We start from the raw sequence: 21,038 nt of genomic DNA on the forward strand, positions 1-21,038 counted from the left end.
TCAGCGGTGAACAGTGACTACTCGGCAGCGCCGAGGTCGGCAGCCCACGGGTAGTACAGGTAGACGAACGAGGCCGGCACGCCGGTAACCCGGTCGTTGAGGAAGAGCCGCACCGACGGGTCCACGATCGGAATCCACGGGAGTTCGTCCATGGCCAGACCCTGAATTTCATTCACGAGCGTGGCGCGCTCGTCGTCGTCGCTGGCGGCGCCGGCGTCGGCGAGGAGGGCATCCATTTCGGTGTTGCTGTAGGCGTTGTAGTTCTGGCCGCCGGTGCTGCCGAGGATCGTGCGCAGAAAGGCGAGCGGGTCAGCGACGTCGAGGTAGTTCGCGGTGACGAAGGCGTCGTGGCCGGCGCGTGCCTCCGGGTCGGAGAAGAACGCACCGAACTGGGCGCTCGGCACTCCCTCGGGAACAACCGTGAGCCCGAGCGCGGTGGCGCCGTTGGAGATCTCCGAGATGATGTCGGCGTAGTAGGTGCGCTCGGCCGGGTAGACGATGGAGATCGGCTGGGTCAGGTCGGTCGTGGCCGCCTTCAGTGCTTCTTTGGCGCCTTCAATGTCGACGGCAGTCGACGGCAGGTCGGCCCGGCCCTGTTCGAACACATCGCTGCCGTACGACCAGGAGTTGTTCGGAACGAGCGAAGCGGATGCCTCGGCGGTGCCCTCAAAAACCGTCGCGGCGATCGCCTCGCGGTCGGTGGCGAGCATGAGCGCCTGGCGCACGGCCGGGTCGGCGAAGGCTCCGTTGCCGGTGCCGATGATCGCGATGAGTTGCAGCGAACGACCGAGGATGAGGCTGCCGTCGGTGGCCGACTGCAGGGTGGCGATCGAGCCGAGCGGAACGTCATAGGAACCGTCGATGGCGCCGGTGGTCAGTGCGTTGGAGATCGCGGCGGCGTCGACAATGAAGCTGATGTCGACCTGCGCGGTCTTGGCGACCTTGTCGGTGTTCCAGTAGTTGTCGTTGCGCTCCAGGGAGATGCTCTGGCCCTGGTTCCAGGCGCCGACCGAATACGGGCCGGTGCACATGACGCCGCCCGAGGGAGTGCCGTAGCTTTCGCCGGCGGCGAGCCGGTGGGCCTGCTCCACGACGTTGCCGATCGGGGTGGCCAGATAGGAGTTGAAGGTGGAGTCGGGCTCGATGAGCGTGACGGTGATCTCCCAGTCGCCGGTCTTCTCGATCGAGGCGATATTGTCAACGACGCCGCCGGCCCAGTAGCTGCCCTCGTTCGGGTCGAGCTGACGGCCGAGGCTGTACAGCACGTCGTCGGCGGTCATGGTCTCGCCGTCCCAGAACTCGACGCCCTGGCGAATGGTGTACACCCAGGTTGAGGCATCCGGGCTCTCGACGCTTTCCGCGAGGTTCGGCTGCACGGTGTAGTCGGGCTGCAGCTGCATCAGGCCCTCGCACAGGTTGGCCACGACGGTGTTCTCCGCGTAGTTGTACGCCTTGATCGGGTCGAGCGAAGCCGGCTCTCCGAAGGGGAGGTTCCAGGTGGCCAGGTCGAGTTCCCCGCCGGCCGGAGTGGTCACGGCCAGGTCTGCCGTCCTGATGCTCGGCGCTGCTCCGTCGGTGTTTCCGGCGGCGCAGCCGCTGAGGGCAACGGCCAGAACGCCGACGATAACGACTGTTCTTTTTTTCATGGTGATGCTCCTACTGATCAACAACGCTGTGGCGTGCAAGGGCTTTTATGAGAACCTAACTGACCAAAACGTTTTGGGCCAGCTTTTGTACAAAACGTTTTGCTATCGGAAATATGACGGTAACGTGCAGGTATGAACTCGTTGCCGGAACGGAGACGCGTCACCATCCACGATGTGGCGCGCGAAGCCGGGGTCTCGATCACCACGGTGTCGCACTCGCTCAACGGTAAGGGAGCCGTCGCCGCGGCCACCCGTCAGCGCGTTCTCGATGTCGCTGAACGCCTCGGTTACAGCGCGGACGCCATCGCGCGCGGGCTGCAAAGTAACCGGCTCGGGGTGCTCGGCCTGGTCATTCGACCGCTCGACACCCTCGACTCCTACCAGCCAGCCGGGGTCGACTACTTCGTACGTTTCGCCGGTGCCGCCGCGGTCGAAGCCCTCGACCGCGGGTTCGGGCTCATGCTCGTGCGCGACCCCACCACCAAGAACGTGCCCGGCATCGCTCTGGCCGTCGACGGCTTCATCATTTCCGACCCCCTCGGCAACGATCCCGTGATCGAGCTTTTACAGCGCAACGGAATTCCGCTCGTGACGGTCGGCCGGGACGTGGAGCGCGCCGACTTCACCGATTGGCTCGGCCTCGGCACCGACGCAGACACCCGCGCGGTGCTCAACCACCTCACCGAGCACGGCGCCCGGCGCGTCGCCCTCGTCGTCGGCACCGACACCAACGCTTGGAACGCCGACAGCGAGAGCACCTACCGGGCCTGGGCCGCCGAGCGCGGCCAGGCCGCTGCGGTCTACCAGCAGGACGAAACCGCCGGCGAACCCGGCGGGGAAGCGATCGCTGAGCGGATGCTCGCCACGGCCGGCGAGCAGAGCCTGCCCGACGCGGTGTACTGCCTGACCGGGCGGCACGCGGCGGGTCTGCAGCGCCGGCTCCAGCGAGCCGGCTACGAGGTTCCGGCCGACGTCATGATCGTGGCCGGCTCCGATTCCGAGCAGACCCGCAACAGCGCCCCGCCGATCACCTCGATCGACCTCACGCCCGAAATCACAGCGAAGGCCGCGGTCGATTTTCTGCTGCGACGCATCGACGGCGATACCCGCAGCAGTCCGCCGATGATCGAGAATGTGCTCAGACCCCGGCAGTCCACGAACCGCACGTCGGTCGCGTAGCCGCGGACTGGGCGCCAACCCGCAGTTGCCTGAGCATCCGCTGAACTAAGGCTGGCCCCCTCGCCCGGGGCGCGCAGGCCGGTCAGACTGAAGGGTATGACTCTTACCCAGCTCCAGAAGGCCGAACTCCTGCTCTCGCTGCACGTGCCCGGCGAGCCCCTCATCGTCACCAACGTGTGGGATGCCATTACCGCCAAGATCGTGGCCGATGCGCCCGGCGTGAAGGCCCTCGCCACCGCGAGCCACTCCATCTCGAACGTGCGCGGCCTGCCAGACGGCGAGGGACTCTCGCTCGACGAGGCCATTCTCGCCGCCACGATCATCGCCCGCGCCGTCGACCTGCCGGTCTCTGCCGACTTCGAGAAGGGCTACGCACCGGATGTTGCCTGCGTGACCCGCAACGTGCGTCGCCTGATCGAGGAATCCGGCATCGTCGGCATCAACATCGAGGACTCGGTCGGCGCCGACAAGGCCCCGCAGTTCGACATCGAGACCGCCGCCGCCCGCGTGGCCGCCGCGAGAGCCGGCGCCGAGCAGAGCGGCATTCCCGTCGTCATCAACGCCCGCGTCGACACCCTGGCCGGCGGCGGCGACTGGGACGAAGCCGTCGCCCGCGCCAACGCCTACCTCGGCGCCGGCGCTGACGTCATCTTCTTCCTCGGCCTGACCGACGAGGACAAGGTGGCCCGCGCGATCGAGCAGGTCAACGGCAAAATATCGGTGATCGGTGCGCCCGGACTTGTTCCGCTGAAGCGCCTCGCGGAACTCGGCATCAGCCGGGTCAGTTTCGGCCCGGGCACCCTCGGCCTCACCCTCGCAGCACTGCAGGCCGCGGCCACGAACCTCACCGCCCTCGGCGACTACCCGGCCGACCTCGGGTTCAAGTTCACCCTCTAAGCCGCCCAGACACCGAGGCCATCAGCATCCGTTTCTCAGCGGATGCGGGTGGCCTCATTGTGTTCGACGAGTTGCCAGGTCGCGCCCTCATCGGCGGAGACCCACCCCTCCCACTTGTAGCTGTCGGGGGTGATGGCGGTGAAATTCCAGCGGATCGGGCGACCGTCCGTGCGGGTGCCCTCCTGACGAACTCCATGCCGGTATGGGGTGGCCACAAGCTGGCAGTATTCGCCCAGCGCCGGGGCGAAGTAGCTCACGCGCCAGGCTCCGGCGAACGGGTCGTAGACGCGCACGGTAGTGGCGACGGTTTCAAACCCAGACGGATGCGTCGTGCTCGCAACGACTTCGACGTCTTGCACGGCCCGCCCGTCGAGGATGAATTCGACCATCCAAACGAAGTCACGTTCGATCCACTCTCCGGTGGTTTCGTCGAGGCGGGTACCCTTGGCGGCCCAGGATCCGACCATCTGGCCGAAGCGGTGCATGCGCCCGGGATACTCCGGCGTGGGGCCGTGCGCGATCAGCGCCTCATCGAATCGGGTGGGCATGGAGGTCATCCTCCGATTTTACCCGACGCGAGGTTACGTTCGACATATTACGTTTGCTCGGCCCGCGGGCATCCGCTGGTGTTGGAAGGCTGCGTCAGCGGTCGATGACCGTGCGGTGAAAGTTTTGGAACGAGCGCGACGCCGTCGGGCCGCGCTGGCCCTGGTAGCGGGAGCCGTATTCGCTCGAGCCGTAGGGCTTCTCGGCCGGGGAGCTGAGCTGAAAGAAGCACAGCTGGCCAATCTTCATTCCGGGCCAGAGCTTGATCGGCAGCGTCGCGACGTTGCTGAGCTCGAGCGTGACGTGGCCCGAAAAGCCGGGGTCGATGAACCCGGCCGTGGAGTGGGTCAGCAGACCGAGACGTCCGAGCGAGCTCTTGCCCTCGAGCCGGGCGGCAATGTCGTCTGGCAGGGTCACCTGCTCATACGTAGCGCCGAGCACGAATTCGCCCGGGTGCAGAATGAACGGCTCGTCGGGCTTGGTCTCGATCAGGCGGGTCAGCTCTGGCTGGTCCTCGGCCGGATCGATGTAGGCGTACTTGTGGTTGTCGAACAGCCGAAACAGGCGGTCGAGGCGCACATCAATGCTCGATGGCTGGATCATTGCGGGGTCGAGCGGCTCCAAACCGATTCGTCCAGCGTCGAGTTCAGCCTTGATATCGCGATCTGAGAGCAGCACGGTGCCAGCCTAGCCGCGCCGGGTTGATATGCTGGCACCGTTCCGATTGTTGTTCACTCACGGTCGGGCGCGCGGATGTAGTTCAATGGTAGAACTTCAGCTTCCCAAGCTGATAGCGCGGGTTCGATTCCCGTCATCCGCTCCGAATAAGCACCGTCACGTTCTCAGTGGACAACTTCGTGTGGTGCAACCGGACTGTGACCACCCAAAGTTGTCCAGTCAGCGACGAGGTTGGTCGGCACCCACGTCGTGCCGAAAGTACGCCCCGAGCGTCGTCACCAGCCCACCTCGCCGGCCCGAAAACGACCGGCCGGGCATGGGCGTTCAATTACCCAGCTTCAGTCAGACGTGTCAGGAACGATAGGCATGGTTTCATGGTAATGCCCGCACTTCGCGGCGCTGCGGGCTCATCGTCAGGGTGCGCCCGCTAGCGTGGAATAAATCAAGGAGACAGATGACGGTACTCATTGCCGGATGCGGCGACCTCGGCACCGAGGTTGGCCTGCGGTTCGCGCGGCTGGGGCATACTGTGGTCGGGCTGCGGCGCAACGCACGCCTGCTCCCCCCAGAAATCACCGGCCAGTCCATCGACCTGAGCGTCGAGAAGCCCGCCATCCCGCCAGACACCGAGTTCGTGGTCGTCGCGATCTCGGCCGGCAGCCCCACGGCCCTGGCCTATCGCGCCGCCTACCTTGATGGCCTGCGCAACCTGCTCGACGCGCTCAATGAGGCGCAGGTCACGCCGCGCCGCGTGCTGCTGGTCTCGTCGACGGCGGTCTACGACGTCAACGACGGCAGCCGGGTCGACGAGCAGACCCCGGCGAATCCGAGACCGGGCACCGATTCAATCGTGCTCGATGCCGAACGGATGCTCCACTCCAGACTCCCCGCCGCCACCGTTTTGCGCCTGGCCGGCATTTACGGCCCCGGCCGTGAACGCCTGATCGCCCAAGTACGCGCGGGTGCCGGGCTCTCCGCCCAGTCACGCCACACCAACCGCATCCACCGGGACGACGCAGCCGCCGCGATCGTTCACCTGCTGCTGCGTTCTGAGCGACCGGCGCCGCTCTATCTCGGCGTCGACAATGAGCCAGTGCGCAGTGACGAGGTGCTGACCTTTCTCGCCGCCGAGCTCGGCCTGCCCGAACCGGCACTGAACGAGTCGGCGCTGAACGAGTCGGACCAGCCGACGCGCACCCGCGAAAGCCAAAGGGGCGGCGACAAGCTACTGAGCAACCAGCTTCTGCGCGATACCGGCTTCATCTTCAGCTACCCCACCTACCGGGAAGGATACCGGGCCATGCTGGCCGGACGCGGAATCCGCCACCCCTAACGGTGGCCCAGGCGGTCAGGCCCAGGCGGTCATACTCAGGCGGTCAGGCTCAGATCGGCATCCGATCCCACGGTCAACGCCATCGCGGACAGCATGGCGCCCAGCCGTGCTTGGTCCTCCGGGCTCACGTCGCGCACGGAGTGAGCGATGAGCGCCTCGAAGTCGTCGTAGATTTTCTGCGTGATCTGCTCCGCGGCCGGTGTCAAGGTCAAGAGCAGACTGCGTCGATCGTGCGGGTGAGCCACCCGAACCAGCAGTTGCAAGGCCACGAGTCGATTCGAGATCGCGGTCACTGCACCGGTCGTCATTTCCATCGATTCCGCGAGCAATTTCGGGGTAATGCTGCCCGCTTCGGCAACGCGAGCCACGGCGCGCAGCTCGCTCCCGGTCAGACCGCTCTCGGTCGCAACCCGGTTTCGATTCCGATCCATGGCGCGCAGAAAAGCTAAAGCGGATGCCGACAAGGCGTCCGGGGTGCATCCGGAACTGTCCCGACCATACATTCGTTCTCCTGACCTCTGGTCTGTTGGTTTCGCCCAACTTCAGGCTCGCAAAATTGCCCGTGAGGGCATTCTGTTCTGTCAGTGTAGCCGCTAGATCAATTGCTAAGTTTCTTAATTATTAAATAGTTTACTGTTTGAAGCAAATCCCGTATATTGAAACTCGCGCTGCCGAGCAGCGCGACGCGCAGAGTCCGCGGTGGCAACGAAGCCCCCGCACGCTCCTAACCGGCAGCGCGCTCACGAACCTGTCACAACGAAATGGACAATGCAATGCAGAGCTATCGGTTGACGATCAATGACGACTGGTTTTACCTGTCGGCCGAGTACAACATTGCCGGTCTCAAGTCAGCTCTGTCCGCCGCCGTGCACAGCGGCGGCGGCTTCGTCGACGTCGTCAGCCCCATGCGGGCGCACGTCTCCCTGCTGATCACGGCCCACTCCATGGTCAAGATTGAAACGATCAACGCCGTCGACCTCCCCGATATCAACGACGCAACCCCGGTGACCGGCCCGCAGTACCTGGACGACGACTACTGGCTGGACTGAAGCCCGCAAGTCGAATCGTTGGCCGGAGGCTATTGACGGTGCACAGACAGGCGGGTACATTCACGCGAACGGCTTAGTCCGCGCCACATCCAGGCCAACCTGAAAGGCAGTTCTCATGAGTTTCCTCGGATTTCTCCTGCTCGGTCTCATCGCCGGAGCCATCGCGAAGGCGATCCTGCCCGGTCGCCAGGGCGGGGGCTGGCTTATCACCCTGCTGCTCGGGGTTGTCGGTGCCTTCCTCGGTGGCTGGCTCGGCGGGCTCCTGTTCAATGTCAGTCTGGAGGAGTTCTTCTCGCTGACTACCTGGGCCCTCGCTATCGTCGGTTCGCTGATCGTGCTGCTTATCTACGGCGCGATCACTAACCGTCGCAAGGCCTGACCCGCCTCGGCACACAGCGCGTCACCCAATTCGGGTGGCGCGCTGTTTTTGCGCGCCGATCCCCTTAAACGGGGAGATCAGGGCCACAATTAGTACCAATCCGAAGCGGATGGAGCTCCGAACAAATAGCAACCACGGGTTAGCCGTGAATCACCTAGGAGGCACCTGAAATGCGCACATCACCCAATCGCCTGATCGCCACCGTCTTCGGCGCGGTCTATGTTCTCGTCGGATTACTCGGCTTCGCCGTCACCGGCAGTGTCGGCTTCATCGCCACCGAGGGCGGATTGCTTCTCGGCATCTTCGAGGTCAACCCGCTGCACAACATCGCGCACCTCTTGATCGGAGCGGCCCTGCTCATCGCCGGACTCTCCAACGCCATGGCAGCCAAGGCCACCAACAGCACGATCGGTGCCGTGTACCTGCTTCTCGGAATCGTCGGATTCTTCATCGCGAGCACCTCGCTGAACATCCTGGCGCTCAACACCGCCGACCACTTCCTGCACCTCGCCAGCGCGATCGTGCTTCTCGGTGTCGGCCTCACCGCAGACAAAACGGTTCACAGTAAAGCCAACGCCTAACGCCGCACCGCTTCACTCCATCCCTTCGCGCACCAAGTCAATAGGAGCATAATGTCCCCGGTCGTTCGCACCTGGCTCGGCTTCGCCGCTTTCGGCGCCGCCCTGATCCATCTGGCCGTGGGTGTGACCGCTCCATTGCCCCTGTCGGTTCTGCTGGTCGGGTTCGGCATTGCCGAACTCGGCTGGGGAATCGCCACCCTCGCTGCTGGCCGGGTGCTGGTGCCCCGGATCATTGTGGGCGCGGCGCTCATCCCGGTCGTCATCTGGGGTACCACCGCCGTGCTCGGCAGTGGCCTCGGGGTGACCAGTGGCCAAACCGGCCTGCCGCTCTACCCGATGTCCGTCGCTTCACTCTTCAACGTATTCCTGGCCGCTACGGTAGCCATCGCACTGCGCCGCTCTCCGACCGGGCCCCCTACGCCCGCGACCCCCAGCAGTGAAACGGGACGTGTTTCCGCAGCAGGCGCTGCCGCACCCAGCGGCTGGCGTTTTCTTACCGGCCTCGTCGTCGGAGGCTTTCTGCTCTCGGCGCTCACCACCCCGGCCCTTGCCGCCACGGAGGTCGGCTCTCATGCCGTGCCCCACGGTTCGCCCGGAGTGACCGAACCGACCATCCCCGACTCCGGCGGCCACGGAGCACACTAGAGTCCCTCGCAGAGCTCACCAGCGCACGACAGCACGAATCAGGCGGACAGCCCGGTTTCGGGGGCGGTTGGCTCCTGGCCCGACGCGTCAAGCCCCGCCAGGTTGGCCACCGGCGGCACCACCTCGATGTTCATGAACCGTTTGACGTTCTCGTCGACGATTATGTCGCTCGGTCGCAGTGGCCTGGTCAGGTATAGGCCATTGAGGCTGGTCAGCCGGCTCAGCGCAACGTACGTCTGACCGGGGCTGAATACCCGTGCTCCCAGGTCGACAATCGCCCGCTCGTAGGTCGCACCCTGCGACTTGTGAATGGTGACCGCCCAGGCCAACCGCAGCGGAAACTGCGTGAATTCCGCCACGACATCCCGGCTCAGCTTCTTGGTCGCGGCGTTGTAGGTGTACTTGTACTTCTCCCACACCGTCGGCTCAACCTCGTGCACGTCACCGTCGATGTCGACGAACACCGTCGAGGTGACCTTGGTGACCGTGCCGATACTGCCGTTCACCCAGCGCGGCCCGCCATCGAGCGGGGAGTCGTTGCGCAAAAACATCACCTGTGCTCCCACCTTGAGCTCGAGCACCTCGTCGGCCGGAAACTGCTTTCCGCCGAAATCCCCGGTGATATCGGCCTTCGCGGTGAGCGATTTGCCCGACAGCTTCTTCAAAGCGGATGCGTTGATGCGGTTTACCGCATCATTGCGCGTCGCGAGGGTGATCACGCCCTCACTCGGCGGGGTTCGCATCCCCGCACCGTTGAGCGCACCGCCGATCTCGGCGGTGACCTGGCCATGGCGCACGGCATTGAGCATGAGCTTGAAATCGTTGTCCCGCTGGCGGTGAATCTCGGTGAGCTCGAAGATGCGCAGCTCGGCATCCCGCCAGACCTTGGCGTCGAAGAACCACATCGACCGATAGTGGTCGGCGAAATAGGCGCGCTCGTCGGGGCCGCCGGGCACCGGGGCCAGCTGGTACGGGTCTCCGAACAGCACGATCTGCACCCCGCCGAACACCTCGAACGGGCGTTGGCGGGCCTGCCGCAAACTGCGGTCAATCGCGTCCATCAGGTCGGCGTTGACCATCGAGACTTCGTCGATGACGAGGGTGTCGATGGTATTGAGGAGCTTGCGCACCTGGTCGTTCTGGTCGATCGGGCTGTCGGCGATGACTCCGATCGGCAGGCGAAAGAGCGAGTGAATAGTCTGGCCACCCACGTTGAGCGCAGCGACACCCGTGGGTGCCGCAATCACGATCTGCTTGCTGGTGTTCCAGGACAGATGGTTCAGCAGCGTCGATTTACCCGTTCCGGCCCGACCGGTGACGAACACGTTCTGCTTGGTTCCCTCGATTGCCGCGAAGACCAGCGCCTGTTCACGGCTGAGCGGAATCTCGGACACGGCACACTTTCTCTGGCAGGCTCATGCTGCGCGGGGGACATACCACTGTAACGTCCCGTGGGCCCACAGCGAGCACTGGGTCGGGCACTGGCCGCAGGTCCGACCCGCCCCCCGTACAATATTTATGTGACCACCCCGGCCGAAAACCAGCGGGCGAGCGGGCGCCGCGGCAGAATGCTCCGGGCCGTCCTCGCCCTCGTGGTGGTCGCTGCCCTCCTCGCGGCCGGTCTCGTGGGAACCATCACCGCCCTCAATCGCACGGTGTACAGCGCCGGCGGATTCGTGGAACAGTACCTCGACGCCCTCGCCCGCGGTGATACCGTCGGAGCCCTTGCGCTCGGTGGGGTCATGCCTTCGGCTGCGGAACTGACCGCGGCGGAACTGACCGTCGAATTGCCGGAGACGCTGCTGCGGGCATCCGTTTTGAGTGGGCTGAGCGATATCGAGTTGAAGAGTGACACGCCCAGCAATGCGGCCGGCGATGACACGCACCGGGTCGTCTTCGACTTTGATTTGAACGGCACAGCGTCGAGCATGGCGTTCACGGTCGAGCGGGCCGGAACCTTCGCTGGCGTCTTCAACGCCTGGACGTTTGCCGTCAGCCCGCTCGCTGTGCTGCAGGTGTCGGTGCTGCACGAACGCACCTTCACGGTCAACGGCCTCACGCTCGATACCCGCGCCCACGCGGCAGCGGATGCGCCAGCCACCTTCTCTTCCGGCGCCGCGTACCTCGCCTTCGCCCCGAACCGCTACACCATTGAACACTCCTCAGCCATGCTGACCGCGGAGAAGACGAGCGTGCGCGTGAGCGCATCCGGGGCCACCGCGGTCGAGATCGACGCCCTGCCTAACAAAAAGATGATTGCGCAGGTGCAGTCAGAACTGAACAAGTTCCTCGACGAGTGTGCCACCCAGACCGTGCTGCAACCGACCAGCTGTCCGTGGGGTATCACGATCGATGACCGCATCGAGGGCGTCCCGGCCTGGTCGATCACCGGTTACCCCGCGGTTGAACTCACCGCCGGCGAGCGGTCCTTCGAGATGGTGGCGACGGCCGGACAGGCCCACATCGTGGTCGAGGTGCAATCCCTGTTCGACGGCGACATCAGCACCCGCGACGAAGACGTGCCGTTCACCATGGGGCTCAGCGTCATCGTGCAGCCCAGCGGCGCCCTGGCCATCCAGCTGCACTAGCCGCGCGGACTTTGCGCGTCGCGCTCGGTGATCCGGGCCAGGTTGGTATTGTAGGCGATCAGCTCGGCGTCTTCGTTGCGATCGGCCTTTCGATCCAGCCTTCTCGTGACCTTGGTGTCGTCCCGGCTCCACTGAATCGCCACGACAACGGCCAGCACAAAGGTCGGCAGCTCGCCAATGCCCCAGGCGACGCCGCCGCCCATCTGCTGGTCGGCGATGGCGGAGAGACCCCAGGTGCGGCCCATCGCGCCGTACCAGTCGGCCAGGAGCAGCCCGGTGCCGCTCATCAGGGCGAGGCCGAAGAAGGCGTGGAAAGCCATCGTCACCAGCAGCAGCAGCAGTCGGAAAGCATGCGGCAGGCGGTAGGGCACCGGGTCGATGCCGATCAGGGATTGCACGAACAGGTAGCCGGTGATCAGGAAGTGCACGATCATCCATTGGTGGCCGATGTGGTCGGTCGTCGCCCAGCTGAAAATGGACGTGTAGTAGAACACCCAGAGTGAGACGCCGAAGAGTAGGGCAGCGACGATCGGGTTGGCGACGATGCCGGCGAAGCGCGAGTGCACGGCGGTGAGAATCCATTCGCGCGCCCCACGGCTGCCGTCGTGGCGCTTGGCGATGGCGCGAGCTGCCAGCGTCACCGGGGCTCCCGGAACGAGCATCAGGGGCACGAGCATAGTCAGCAACATGTGCATGAGCATGTGGGTGGAGAACAGGTACTTCTCGTACACGTTCACTCCACCGTTGGTGATGTAGAACAGGGTGAGGATGCCCAGAACCCAAAGCACGCTGCGATAGATCGGCCAGGAGTCGCCGCGGCGGTGCAGCCGCCAGACGCCGGCCAGGTAGAAGAAGATGCCGAAGGCGCAGAACAGGATCCAGGCGAGGTCGAAGCTCCACTCGGTGAAATAGCGGGAGAAGGTCAGCTCCGGCGGCAGGAGTTCGCCGGTGAGGATCTGGGCCGGTGTCGACTGCGGAATCTCGGTGGCGACAACCTGTTCGACCGGTGTCGCCGTGCGAGCGAGGGCGGCGGCTACGCCCGAGGCGAGCCCCATGAAACCGAGTTCGGTCACCACGAGCCACCAGAACCAGCGACCGTGCGTCGAGTCGGTCCGCTGCATCCGCTTGATGAAGAACCGGCGTTGCAGAATGCCGAAGCCGCCGAGGGCGACGAGAGCGGCGACCTTCACGAGCACAAGCAAGCCGTACGGGCTGAACAGGTTGTCCCAGCTGCCGATGCGCAGTTCGGCGCTGACATAGCCGGAGGCGGCCACCACGACGAAGGAAACCAGGGCGAGGGAGGAATAGCGTGCAATCACCGAGCGGATGCGTTCGCCGTCGAGCTGGGTGCGCAGCACGATAATGGTCAGCAGGCCGCCGAGCCAGATCGCCGCGAAGACAAGGTGCAGGCCGAGGGCGGTGATCGCGGCGTTGTGGCCGGCAGCGCCCGCCGAGTGGCCCTGCTGCGCCATGGGTAGCAGCGAGAGCAGCGCCAGCACAGTGACGAAGATCAGGGCGGTCTGGTTGCGCACGGCGAAGCAGAGCACGGTCACGCCGGCGGCGATCAGCGTGGTCGCGAGCCAGGCCTGGCCGAGGTCGATCTGGCTGAAGAACTGTCCGACCGTGGCGCTGAACTGATCACTGAAGCCGAAGGGAACGTTGGTGACCTGGAGAAAGGTCAGAAAGCCGGTGACAGCGGATGCGACGGCGAACAGTGCGGCCGAGGCTGCGGCGAAGTCGAGCGCGGTGCCGAACTCGCGTTCCCGGGGGCTGAGGGCGAAAAGCGTCAGCACGAGGGCACCGATCGTTCCGGCCGCGCTGATGTTGACAATGACCTTGGAGAGGGGAAGTCCCCAACGCACCACCGGCCCGGGGTCGGCCAGCAGTTGGGCCGAAGCTCCGCCGCCATAGGCGAGGGCAACAAGGGTGGACAATACAGCGACCAGCAGCAAGGCTGCCGGTCCGAGAACACGGACGAGACGGGGCACCCGCCCAGCTTATTCGCCCAGCCCTGGGCATCCGTCTCGCCTGAGGCCGGCGCCCGGTGCCGGCGCGCGCCGAGCCGTGATTTTTGGCCCATTTGCGGGCCTTTTTCGAGGAGAAATTCACGTCTCGACGCGGCCCTCGATCGACATCGGATGCCCGGGGACGCCAAAGGGGGCGCCGACCGTGGTCGACGCCCCCTTTCAGTACTGAAAGCTACTTCGCGGCAGCCTTGAGCTTGCTTCCGGCGGTCAGCTTGACGCGGTGGCCGGCAGCGATGGCGATTTCTGCACCGGTCTGCGGGTTGCGGCCGGTGCGAGCAGCGGTTGCGGTGCGCTCGACGCCCAACCATCCCGGGATGGTGACCTTGCCGTCAGCGGCAACGGTCTCGGCCAGGGTTGCAAAGAATGCATTCAGAACGCCGTCAACGGCGGCCTGGCTCTGTCCGGAGTCAGCGGCAACCTTGGCAACGAGCTCGGTCTTGTTCAGCGACTTGTCAGCCATTGAGTGTCCTCCTCGGACCTTCGTCTGTATAAACAGCGATATTCGTAATACGGATGCTTCTCGAGAGAGAAGCCCCGCTGGTCGGTTCGACCGAGTTGAAATCTAGCATTGATCCGCCAAAATCCCCGGATTTACGGCGATTTTCGACCATTTCAGGGCAGTTTCACCCGCTCAGGCACCCTATTTCGCTCTCCGCGAAAAGGTCGTGAACAACAAAACGGGATGTCGACCGAAGTCGACATCCCGTTTTGATGGTTCAGAAGCCGGCGAAACCGGCTGTCAACTGCTTACCAGCGCAGGAGTTACCAGCTGGACTTGGTGATGCCGGGCAGCTCGCCGCGGTGCGCCATGTCGCGAAAACGAACGCGCGAGATGCCGAACTTGGAGAGGTGGCCACGGGGACGACCGTCAACGGCGTCACGGTTGCGCAGGCGCACCGGGCTCGCGTTGCGCGGCAGCTTCTGCAGGCCCTTGCGAGCGGCTTCACGCGACTCGTCGGTGCCGGCAGGGTCAACCAGGGCCTTCTTGAGCTCAAGGCGCTTGACGGCGTAACGCTCGACGATGACCTTGCGCTGGTTGTTCTTGGCAATCATGCTCTTCTTCGCCATGTTTAGCGCTCCTCACGGAAGTCAACGTGCTTACGGATGACCGGGTCGTACTTCTTGAGTACCAGACGGTCGGGGTCGTTACGGCGGTTCTTCTTGGTCACATAGGTGTAACCGGTTCCAGCCGTGGAACGAAGCTTGATGATCGGACGTACGTCATGAGCCTTAGCCATTAGATCTTCACCCCACGAGCGAGAACGTCCTTGACGACGCTCTCGATACCACGAGCATCAATAACCTTGATGCCCTTTGCGGACAAGGTCAACGTGACCTTGCGACGAAGCGACGGCACGTAGTACGTCTTCTTCTGAACGTTCGGGTCGAAACGACGCTTGGTGCGTCGGTGCGAGTGCGAAATATTGTGTCCGAAGCCGGGAACAGCTCCGGTCACCTGGCATACAGATGCCATGGTTTCCTCCATTACCGAAGAGCGAATGCTCTTCCCAAGATCCCTTGTCGACGGGCAGAACCACATCGGCCCGGAGCTAACTCAAGGCCGGGGGAGAATCGCCCGCAATGTACGCACACAGGCGTAGCAGCTCTCAACGCTACTAGATCCGCGCGCCTCCCGCAAACTCTCCTGGCCGCGAGAGCGGGTGAACGGTTACTTCAGCGAGCACGAAGCAACCGTTCACCCGCTTTCGCGCAACTTATTAAGCGGATGCTGCGGCTGCTGCTTGACTCGTCGCCGTGGCAGTGCAGGCGGCGCAAAGACCGAAAACGTCCACGACGTGGGCGGCGGCGGTGAAACCATTCTTGGCGGCGACGTCTTTCGCCCAGGTTTCCACGGCATCCGCTTCGATCTCGACCGTGAGCCCGCAATTGCGGCAGATCAGGTGGTGGTGATGATCATTGGTGCTGCACGCGCGATACAGGCTCTCGCCCTCCGGTGACTGCAGGGAGTCGGCGTCACCCTTGACCGCGAGGTCGGCGAGGGCGCGGTAGACCGTGGCGAGGCCGATTGGGGATCCGGTCGCGTGCAGGGCGGAGTGCAGCGCCTGGGCGCTGACGAAGCCGTCGTTGGCATCGAGGGCGCCTCGAACGGCCTCACGTTGCCAGGTGTTTCGCTTCATGACTTCAACCGTAGCGATGTTCGCGCGGGCTGGCGCGCATCCGCTTCTTGGGGCACCCGCGCGGCACCGACCAATCGCCGAGCGACCAGGGCGAGCAGAAAGAACGCCGCCGCGGTGAGGGCGATGCTGGGGCCGGCGGCCACATCGAGCGAGCGGGAGAGCAGCACGCCGATCACGCCGGACACCGCGCCGAGCACGGGGGCAATCACGAACATCTGCGAGGTCGTGCGCGAGACCAGGCGGGCCGCGGCGGCGGGGGCGGCGATCAAGGCGATGGCGAGGATTGCTCCGACGGCCGGCATCGCGGTCACGACCGTGGCCGTGATGAGCACCAGGGTCAGCAATTCGATCGGCCATTCTCGATAGCCCGCTGCGCGAAAACCGTTCACGTCGAAGGTCGAGAACATGATCTGTTTGCCCAAAACCACGATGGTCAGCACTGCGAATGCCAGCACGATGGTTACGAGCGTCACATCTCTGGTGGTCACCGTGAGAATCGAGCCGACCAGATAGGAGTCGACCTTGACCGGCAACGAGGGATTGAGTCCCTGCAGCAGAACACCGAGCGCGAATCCGGCGGTGAGCAGAATGCCCGATGCGACCTGATTTCCCTGTCGCTTGACGCGTCCGATCATGGTCATGATCCCCACAATGAGCACGCTAGCCACTGCGGCGCCGAGCGGGATGCTCACGCCCAGGATCGCGGCGCCGACCGCTCCCGGAAAGGTCGCGTGGGTGAGGGCCTGGGCGAAGAAGGTGCGCTGGCGCAGTACCACGAGGGTCCCGACAAGGCCACTGAGCGCGCCGATCAGCAGCGCGGCGAGGAGCGCCTGCTCGAAGTAGCCCATCAGCGCAGCACCGCGCCCGCCGTGCGACGAGGGCCGCCGATCCGGTCGATCCCGAGCCGAGCGACCAGGGCCAGCACGTAGCCGCCGACGAGCACGAGCACGACGGTGGCGCCGCTCGGCAGGTCGACACCGCGGTTCACCGAGGCTTCGTAGCCGAGCGCGAGGCCCAGCCAGGCGGCCAGAATCGCGAAACTGGCGGCGACCAGAAAGAGCAGCCAGAGGCGACGGGTCACCAGACGAGCGACCGCGCCCGGCACGATCAGCACGGCAAGCACGAGCAGGTTGCCGACCGCGCTACTGGCGGCCACCACGACCAGGGCGATGGCGACGTTGAGCAGAATGTCGAGGACGAGCGGGCGGTATCCGGCCGCAGCGGTGCCCTCGAGGTCAAAGGCGCGAAAGACCTGCTCCTTGAGCGTGAACCCCACGATAATCAGCGCAATCAGGCAGACCACGACGGTCTGATTGACCTCGGCCGTACTGACGGTCAACAGACGCCCGAACAGCAGCGCGTCGAGCTGGCCGACGTAATTTGTTTCCCGTGAAACCACGATGATTCCCACGCTGAACATGGCCGTGAAGACGATCGCGATCGCAGCATCCGAGGTGACTGCGCGTTTGACGATCACCGTGAGCACGACGGCGGCGATGAGGGCCGCCACCAGTGCTCCGACAAAGAGTCCGTCACGACCACCCCAGACGAATCCGATCGCCACCCCGGGGAAGACGGCGTGGGTGAGTCCGTCGCTGATGAATTCGAGTCCGCGCAGGTTGACGAGTACGCCGACGAGGCCGGCGACGAGGCTCAGCACGACGAGCACGAGCAACGCCCGAGCCATGAATGGCAGGTCGAACGCGTTGATCAGCACGGTATTCATTACCGGCGTGACGGCATCCACTCAGTGCCCCCCGTGGCCGGGAACCACGATGGTGTGCTCGTCCATTTCGACGCCGACCGAGCCGAACGCCTGCTGCACGTTAGCGAGGGTCAGCACCGTATCGCGCGGCCCGAACGCCACCTGGGCGCCGTTGAGCAGCAGCACGCTTTCGCACACGGCGCGGGCCAGGTCGAGGTCGTGGGTGGATACCAGCACGGCGACCCCCTGCAGCTTGAGCCGCTTTACCGTTTCGATGAGGGCATCGCGGTTCACCTGGTCGAGTCCGTTGAAGGGCTCATCGAGCAGAAGCAAACGCGGGGCGGATGCGACGGCTCGCGCCAGCAGACCGCGCTGCTGCTGCCCGCCCGACAGCTCCCCGAACCGAGTCTTGGCTCGATTGCTGAGTCCGACGGTCTCCAGCGCCTCGGCGACAGCCTGCCGATCAGCCCTGGCCGGCATGCGCCACCAGCCGAGCGAGCGGTAGCGGCCCATCATGACGACTTGCTCGAGCGAGACCGGAAAGTGCGGGTCGAGCTGGTCGGTCTGGGGTACGTAGCCGATGTAGCCGGCGGGGGCTGGCCACTGGCCGAGCACCTCGACCGTGCCGTCCGTGCGGGTGATGAGTCCGAGAATGCCCTTGAGCAGGGTCGACTTGCCCGAGCCGTTCGGGCCGATCAGGGCGACGGCCTGACCCGGCAACACGGTGAAATCAATGCCGGTGAGCGCAGGCTCTGCGCCGTAGGCAAACGACGCTGCCGCCACTCGAAGAGCGGCGGCAGCGTTCGATGTTGGTGTTTCTTGAGAAGTGTTCTCGATCACGTGTTAACTATTGCAGTTCGGCGGGCAAAGCAGAGGGTGTGACGCCCCACGATTCGAGCATCAGCGTTGAATTGTGCAGCTGCGCCTTGATGTAGGTGTCGCCGGCGCTACCGTCGGGGCCGAGCGAGTCGACGTAGAGGGCGTCGTCACCGGAGTAGACGGTGACGCCGGCTTCGGTGGCGATCGTCTCGGCGGTTTTCGGACTGAGCGACGCCTCGGAGAACACGGCCGTCACACCGGTGGCCGTGATCGCCGCGACCAGTGAATCGATCTCGGCGGCGCTCGGCTCGGCGTTGTCGTCGAAGCTCGGAATCACCGATCCGACGTAGTCGATGTGGTAGGCCGCGGTGAAGTAGCCGAGGGCGTCATGGTTGCTCACGAGCAGGCGGTCGCTTTCCGGCACGGTCTCCACGTTGGTGCGGATCCAGTCGTCGAGCGCACTGAGCTGGGCGGAATACGCTGCGGCGTTGGCCTCAAAGTCCGCGGCGTTATCGCTGTCGGCAGCCACGAGGCCGTCGGTGATCGTCTGCACGATGGTCTCGGCGTTGTGCACGTCGGTCCAGATGTGTGGGTCTCCACCGTCGTGGGCGTCTTCGGCCTCGCCGGCGTGGGCATCCGCTTCTTCGTCAGCGTGGTCATCCTCCTCGGCGACTTCGTCGGAGTGATCTTCGCCGGCCCCAACCTCGGAGATGGTGATGCCCTCGTCGGCGTCGATCGTGACACCGTCGAAGCCCGACGCGGCGATGGCGTCGTCGAGCCACTCCTCGAGTCCGACACCATTGATGACGAGCACGTCGGCGGCGCCGAGCGCGGTCAGGTCGGCCGCGGACGGGTCATAGCTATGGGCGCTCTGGTTGGGCTGGATCAACTGCGTGAGGTCGACGCCGCTGGCGTCACCGATCACATTGCGGGTGAAGTCGGCGACCTGGGTGGTCGTGGCGACGACCTTGAGTCCAGCGTCCGCGCTGTCGGCGCTGGCGGTCGTGCCAGCCGAGCACCCCGAAAGGGCGAGTGCGGCGGACGCGAGGAGTGCGGGAACGGCGAAATATCTCTTGTGCATGCTCCGAGATTAGCGCTGTTGATAATGATTGTCAAAACCATTAACCGTGTACGCACACACCCGCTGACCGCGCTACTGGTCAGTGACGAGGTCGGGCGCCGGCACGCCCACGGGCCGCACCGGCAGCTGCGACCCCGTGCCGCAGCGTGTCGGCCCCGTACAGTCTGCGAGCACCGACCGCCGTCATCCTGCCCTCCTCGACTGCTTCACCAGAGGTCTATCACGATTGGGGCGCCACAACTGAGGACATTTCGAGACGACTGGGCCAAATTTGACCGTGAGTTCTGACGAAAATCTCCACAGTTGCGTACCACGTTCTATTCCAGCAAGAGGGCCGGTTCCTCCATGATGCTCGCGACGTCGGCGAGAAAACGGCTCGCGACGTCGCCATCGACGACCCGGTGGTCGAAGCTCGCACCGATCGTGGTCACGTACCGCACCCGCACCTCGCCGTCGACGACCCATGGCTTCTGCTTGATCGTGCCGAGGGCCACGATTCCGGCCTCCGGGGAGTTGAGAATGGGGGTGCCCGTGTCCATACCGAACACGCCGATATTGGTGATCGTGATCGTGCCGTTGCTCATCTCGGCCGGGCTGGTCTTGCCGTCGCGCGCGGTCATGGTGAGCTTCTCGAGCGCCGCAGCGAGTTCGAGCAGGCTCATATCCTGCGCTTCCTTGATGTTGGGCACGATCAGCCCGCGCGGGGTCGCCGCGGCAATGCCGAGGTTGACGTAGTGCCGCACGATGATTTCCTCATCGGTGAAGGTGGAGTTCACCGTTGGATTGCGGCGCACCGCCCAGATCATGGCCTTGGCCATGATCAGCAACGGCGAGACGCGAATGCCGGCGAAGTCGGTCGAGGCCTTGAGCCGCTTGACGAATTCCATCGTGCGGGTGGCATCCACGTCGACGAACAGGCTCACATGCGGTGCGGTGAAAGCGCTCTTCACCATGGCCTGGGCGATGGCTTTGCGAACGCCCTTCACCGGAATGTGCTCGTCGCGATCGACCGGCCATTCCGGCGTCTGGATGTTGCGGAACACACTGGCCTGGGTCGCCCCGCGCAGCACGTCTTCCCGGGTCACGTCACCCACCGGGCCGGTCGCTTCGACGAGGGCGAGGTCGACGCCGAGGTCTTTGGCGAGCTTACGAATCGGCGGCTTGGCCATGACCGGGCCGACGGATGCCGCGCGCCGGGTCGGTTCCAGCGGCTCGGCCCGCGGGCGCACCGCGGGTTCGGGCGCCAGCGTCTCGTGGGCGACACTCGAGCCGCTGTGCCGACGCCGCCGGGTGGGCATCGTCGCGGCAGCGCCGCGGCCGACGAGAAGCGGTTCGGGCGCCTCATCGCTGATGCTGCTGCTGGTGTCCGTTGTGAGCGTGGTCGTGTCGGCGCTGTCAGCGTCGGCCGTCTGCAGAGCGGATGCACCGGCATCCGCTGCCAAACCGGCCGCCAGCCGGTCTGCACTCGCGTCGGCGTTCGGCCCGCTATCGGAATGTATCGTGATGATCAACGTACCCACGTCGACCGTCGTGCCCGCCGCGACCAGAATTTCACCGACGACGCCCACGAACGGAGACGGCAGCTCGACCAGGGATTTGGCCGTTTCGATCTCGACCAGCACCTGGTTGATCGTCACGGTATCGCCGGGGGCGACCTTCCATTCCACGATTTCGGCCTCAGTCAGGCCTTCGCCGACATCGGGGAGGGTGAATTTCGACACGCTCATAAGGTGCCTTTCTTGAAGTT

General features: G+C 64.8%; 24 protein-coding genes and 1 tRNA gene. 9 read left to right on the plus strand and 16 right to left on the minus strand.

Going from position 1 to position 21,038, the window contains the following annotated elements:
• Positions 1–17 precede the first annotated feature (17 nt).
• Positions 18–1,646 carry an ABC transporter substrate-binding protein gene (locus tag E3O45_RS10825; RefSeq protein ID WP_134443415.1) on the minus strand — a complete coding sequence of 543 codons (1,629 nt, stop codon included), beginning with the start codon at positions 1,644–1,646 and terminating at the stop codon, positions 18–20.
• Positions 1,647–1,778: 132 nt separating this feature from the next.
• Between E3O45_RS10825 and E3O45_RS10830 the strand changes: the two genes are divergently transcribed.
• Both E3O45_RS10830 and E3O45_RS10835 read left to right on the plus strand, forming a co-directional pair.
• Positions 1,779–2,825, plus strand: a complete 1,047-nt coding sequence (locus tag E3O45_RS10830; RefSeq protein ID WP_134443416.1) for a LacI family DNA-binding transcriptional regulator — start codon at positions 1,779–1,781, stop codon at positions 2,823–2,825.
• Positions 2,826–2,921: 96 nt separating this feature from the next.
• Positions 2,922–3,722, plus strand: coding sequence for an isocitrate lyase/phosphoenolpyruvate mutase family protein (locus tag E3O45_RS10835; RefSeq protein ID WP_134443417.1), 801 nt, complete (start codon positions 2,922–2,924; stop codon positions 3,720–3,722).
• Positions 3,723–3,757: 35 nt separating this feature from the next.
• On the opposite strand, the gene E3O45_RS10840 is transcribed toward E3O45_RS10835, so the two are convergent.
• Both E3O45_RS10840 and dcd read right to left on the minus strand, forming a co-directional pair.
• Entirely contained in the window at positions 3,758–4,279 is a 522-nt protein-coding gene (locus E3O45_RS10840) for a hypothetical protein (RefSeq protein WP_092447970.1), read from the minus strand.
• 85 nt (positions 4,280–4,364) lie between these two features.
• Positions 4,365–4,946 carry a dCTP deaminase gene (gene dcd / locus E3O45_RS10845; protein ID WP_104132984.1) on the minus strand — a complete coding sequence of 194 codons (582 nt, stop codon included), beginning with the start codon at positions 4,944–4,946 and terminating at the stop codon, positions 4,365–4,367.
• A gap of 71 nt (positions 4,947–5,017) precedes the next feature.
• On the opposite strand from dcd, the gene E3O45_RS10850 reads away from it, so the two are divergent.
• Both E3O45_RS10850 and E3O45_RS10855 read left to right on the plus strand, forming a co-directional pair.
• Positions 5,018–5,088 (plus strand) — tRNA-Gly (locus tag E3O45_RS10850).
• 312 nt (positions 5,089–5,400) lie between these two features.
• Positions 5,401–6,279, plus strand: coding sequence for an NAD-dependent epimerase/dehydratase family protein (locus E3O45_RS10855; RefSeq protein ID WP_134443418.1), 879 nt, complete (start codon positions 5,401–5,403; stop codon positions 6,277–6,279).
• A gap of 35 nt (positions 6,280–6,314) precedes the next feature.
• Here the strand turns inward: E3O45_RS10855 and E3O45_RS10860 are convergent, their stop codons facing one another.
• Positions 6,315–6,782: a MarR family winged helix-turn-helix transcriptional regulator gene (locus E3O45_RS10860; RefSeq protein WP_134443419.1), complete on the minus strand. Its 468-nt coding sequence runs from the start codon at positions 6,780–6,782 to the stop codon at positions 6,315–6,317.
• 270 nt (positions 6,783–7,052) lie between these two features.
• Between E3O45_RS10860 and E3O45_RS10865 the strand changes: the two genes are divergently transcribed.
• From E3O45_RS10865 to E3O45_RS10880, 4 genes are all read left to right on the plus strand, one after another.
• Complete coding sequence (locus E3O45_RS10865) at positions 7,053–7,328, plus strand: hypothetical protein (RefSeq protein ID WP_134443420.1); 276 nt, start codon at positions 7,053–7,055, stop codon at positions 7,326–7,328.
• A gap of 115 nt (positions 7,329–7,443) precedes the next feature.
• Complete coding sequence (locus E3O45_RS10870) at positions 7,444–7,707, plus strand: GlsB/YeaQ/YmgE family stress response membrane protein (protein WP_134443421.1); 264 nt, start codon at positions 7,444–7,446, stop codon at positions 7,705–7,707.
• A 170-nt stretch (positions 7,708–7,877) separates the two neighbouring features.
• On the plus strand, positions 7,878–8,288 hold the full coding sequence (locus tag E3O45_RS10875; RefSeq protein WP_134443422.1) for a DUF4383 domain-containing protein: 411 nt from the start codon (positions 7,878–7,880) through the stop codon (positions 8,286–8,288).
• Positions 8,289–8,339: 51 nt separating this feature from the next.
• The gene (locus tag E3O45_RS10880) at positions 8,340–8,933 is read left to right on the plus strand and encodes a hypothetical protein (protein ID WP_134443423.1); all 594 of its coding nucleotides are present in this window, start codon (positions 8,340–8,342) and stop codon (positions 8,931–8,933) included.
• A 38-nt stretch (positions 8,934–8,971) separates the two neighbouring features.
• On the opposite strand, the gene E3O45_RS10885 is transcribed toward E3O45_RS10880, so the two are convergent.
• A complete protein-coding gene (locus E3O45_RS10885) occupies positions 8,972–10,327 on the minus strand; it encodes an ATP-dependent RecD-like DNA helicase (RefSeq protein WP_134443424.1) in 1,356 nt (451 codons plus the stop codon).
• Positions 10,328–10,453: 126 nt separating this feature from the next.
• Between E3O45_RS10885 and E3O45_RS10890 the strand changes: the two genes are divergently transcribed.
• Positions 10,454–11,521: a hypothetical protein gene (locus E3O45_RS10890; protein ID WP_134443425.1), complete on the plus strand. Its 1,068-nt coding sequence runs from the start codon at positions 10,454–10,456 to the stop codon at positions 11,519–11,521.
• Here E3O45_RS10890 and E3O45_RS10895 read toward each other — a convergent pair.
• The 11 genes from E3O45_RS10895 to E3O45_RS10945 all read right to left on the minus strand — a co-directional run bounded on the left by E3O45_RS10895 (position 11,518) and on the right by E3O45_RS10945 (position 21,018).
• Positions 11,518–13,509, minus strand: a complete 1,992-nt coding sequence (locus tag E3O45_RS10895; RefSeq protein ID WP_134443426.1) for a cytochrome c oxidase assembly protein — start codon at positions 13,507–13,509, stop codon at positions 11,518–11,520. The genes E3O45_RS10890 and E3O45_RS10895 overlap by 4 nt on opposite strands.
• Positions 13,510–13,720: 211 nt before the next feature.
• Positions 13,721–14,008, minus strand: a complete 288-nt coding sequence (locus E3O45_RS10900) for an HU family DNA-binding protein (protein WP_092447981.1) — start codon at positions 14,006–14,008, stop codon at positions 13,721–13,723.
• 302 nt (positions 14,009–14,310) lie between these two features.
• Positions 14,311–14,616, minus strand: coding sequence for a 30S ribosomal protein S14 (gene rpsN / locus E3O45_RS10905; protein WP_092110538.1), 306 nt, complete (start codon positions 14,614–14,616; stop codon positions 14,311–14,313).
• Positions 14,617–14,618: 2 nt separating this feature from the next.
• A complete protein-coding gene (gene rpmG, locus E3O45_RS10910) occupies positions 14,619–14,786 on the minus strand; it encodes a 50S ribosomal protein L33 (protein ID WP_035880539.1) in 168 nt (55 codons plus the stop codon).
• A complete protein-coding gene (gene rpmB, locus E3O45_RS10915) occupies positions 14,786–15,022 on the minus strand; it encodes a 50S ribosomal protein L28 (RefSeq protein WP_035835252.1) in 237 nt (78 codons plus the stop codon). Before rpmB ends, rpmG begins: the two co-directional genes overlap by 1 nt.
• A gap of 244 nt (positions 15,023–15,266) precedes the next feature.
• On the minus strand, positions 15,267–15,686 hold the full coding sequence (locus E3O45_RS10920) for a Fur family transcriptional regulator (RefSeq protein WP_134443427.1): 420 nt from the start codon (positions 15,684–15,686) through the stop codon (positions 15,267–15,269).
• Complete coding sequence (locus E3O45_RS10925; RefSeq protein ID WP_134443428.1) at positions 15,683–16,534, minus strand: metal ABC transporter permease; 852 nt, start codon at positions 16,532–16,534, stop codon at positions 15,683–15,685. Before E3O45_RS10925 ends, E3O45_RS10920 begins: the two co-directional genes overlap by 4 nt.
• A complete protein-coding gene (locus E3O45_RS10930; protein ID WP_241985323.1) occupies positions 16,534–17,433 on the minus strand; it encodes a metal ABC transporter permease in 900 nt (299 codons plus the stop codon). The genes E3O45_RS10925 and E3O45_RS10930 overlap by 1 nt, the downstream gene beginning before the upstream one ends.
• The gene (locus E3O45_RS10935) at positions 17,434–18,231 is read right to left on the minus strand and encodes a metal ABC transporter ATP-binding protein (protein ID WP_241978863.1); all 798 of its coding nucleotides are present in this window, start codon (positions 18,229–18,231) and stop codon (positions 17,434–17,436) included.
• A gap of 7 nt (positions 18,232–18,238) precedes the next feature.
• Entirely contained in the window at positions 18,239–19,291 is a 1,053-nt protein-coding gene (locus tag E3O45_RS10940) for a metal ABC transporter substrate-binding protein (protein ID WP_134443430.1), read from the minus strand.
• 317 nt (positions 19,292–19,608) lie between these two features.
• Positions 19,609–21,018: a dihydrolipoamide acetyltransferase family protein gene (locus E3O45_RS10945; protein ID WP_134443431.1), complete on the minus strand. Its 1,410-nt coding sequence runs from the start codon at positions 21,016–21,018 to the stop codon at positions 19,609–19,611.
• Positions 21,019–21,038: the final 20 nt, after the last annotated feature.

It is taken from the genome of Cryobacterium sp. TMS1-20-1, assembly GCF_004402355.1.
Taxonomy (GTDB): Bacteria; Actinomycetota; Actinomycetes; order Actinomycetales; family Microbacteriaceae; genus Cryobacterium; species Cryobacterium levicorallinum.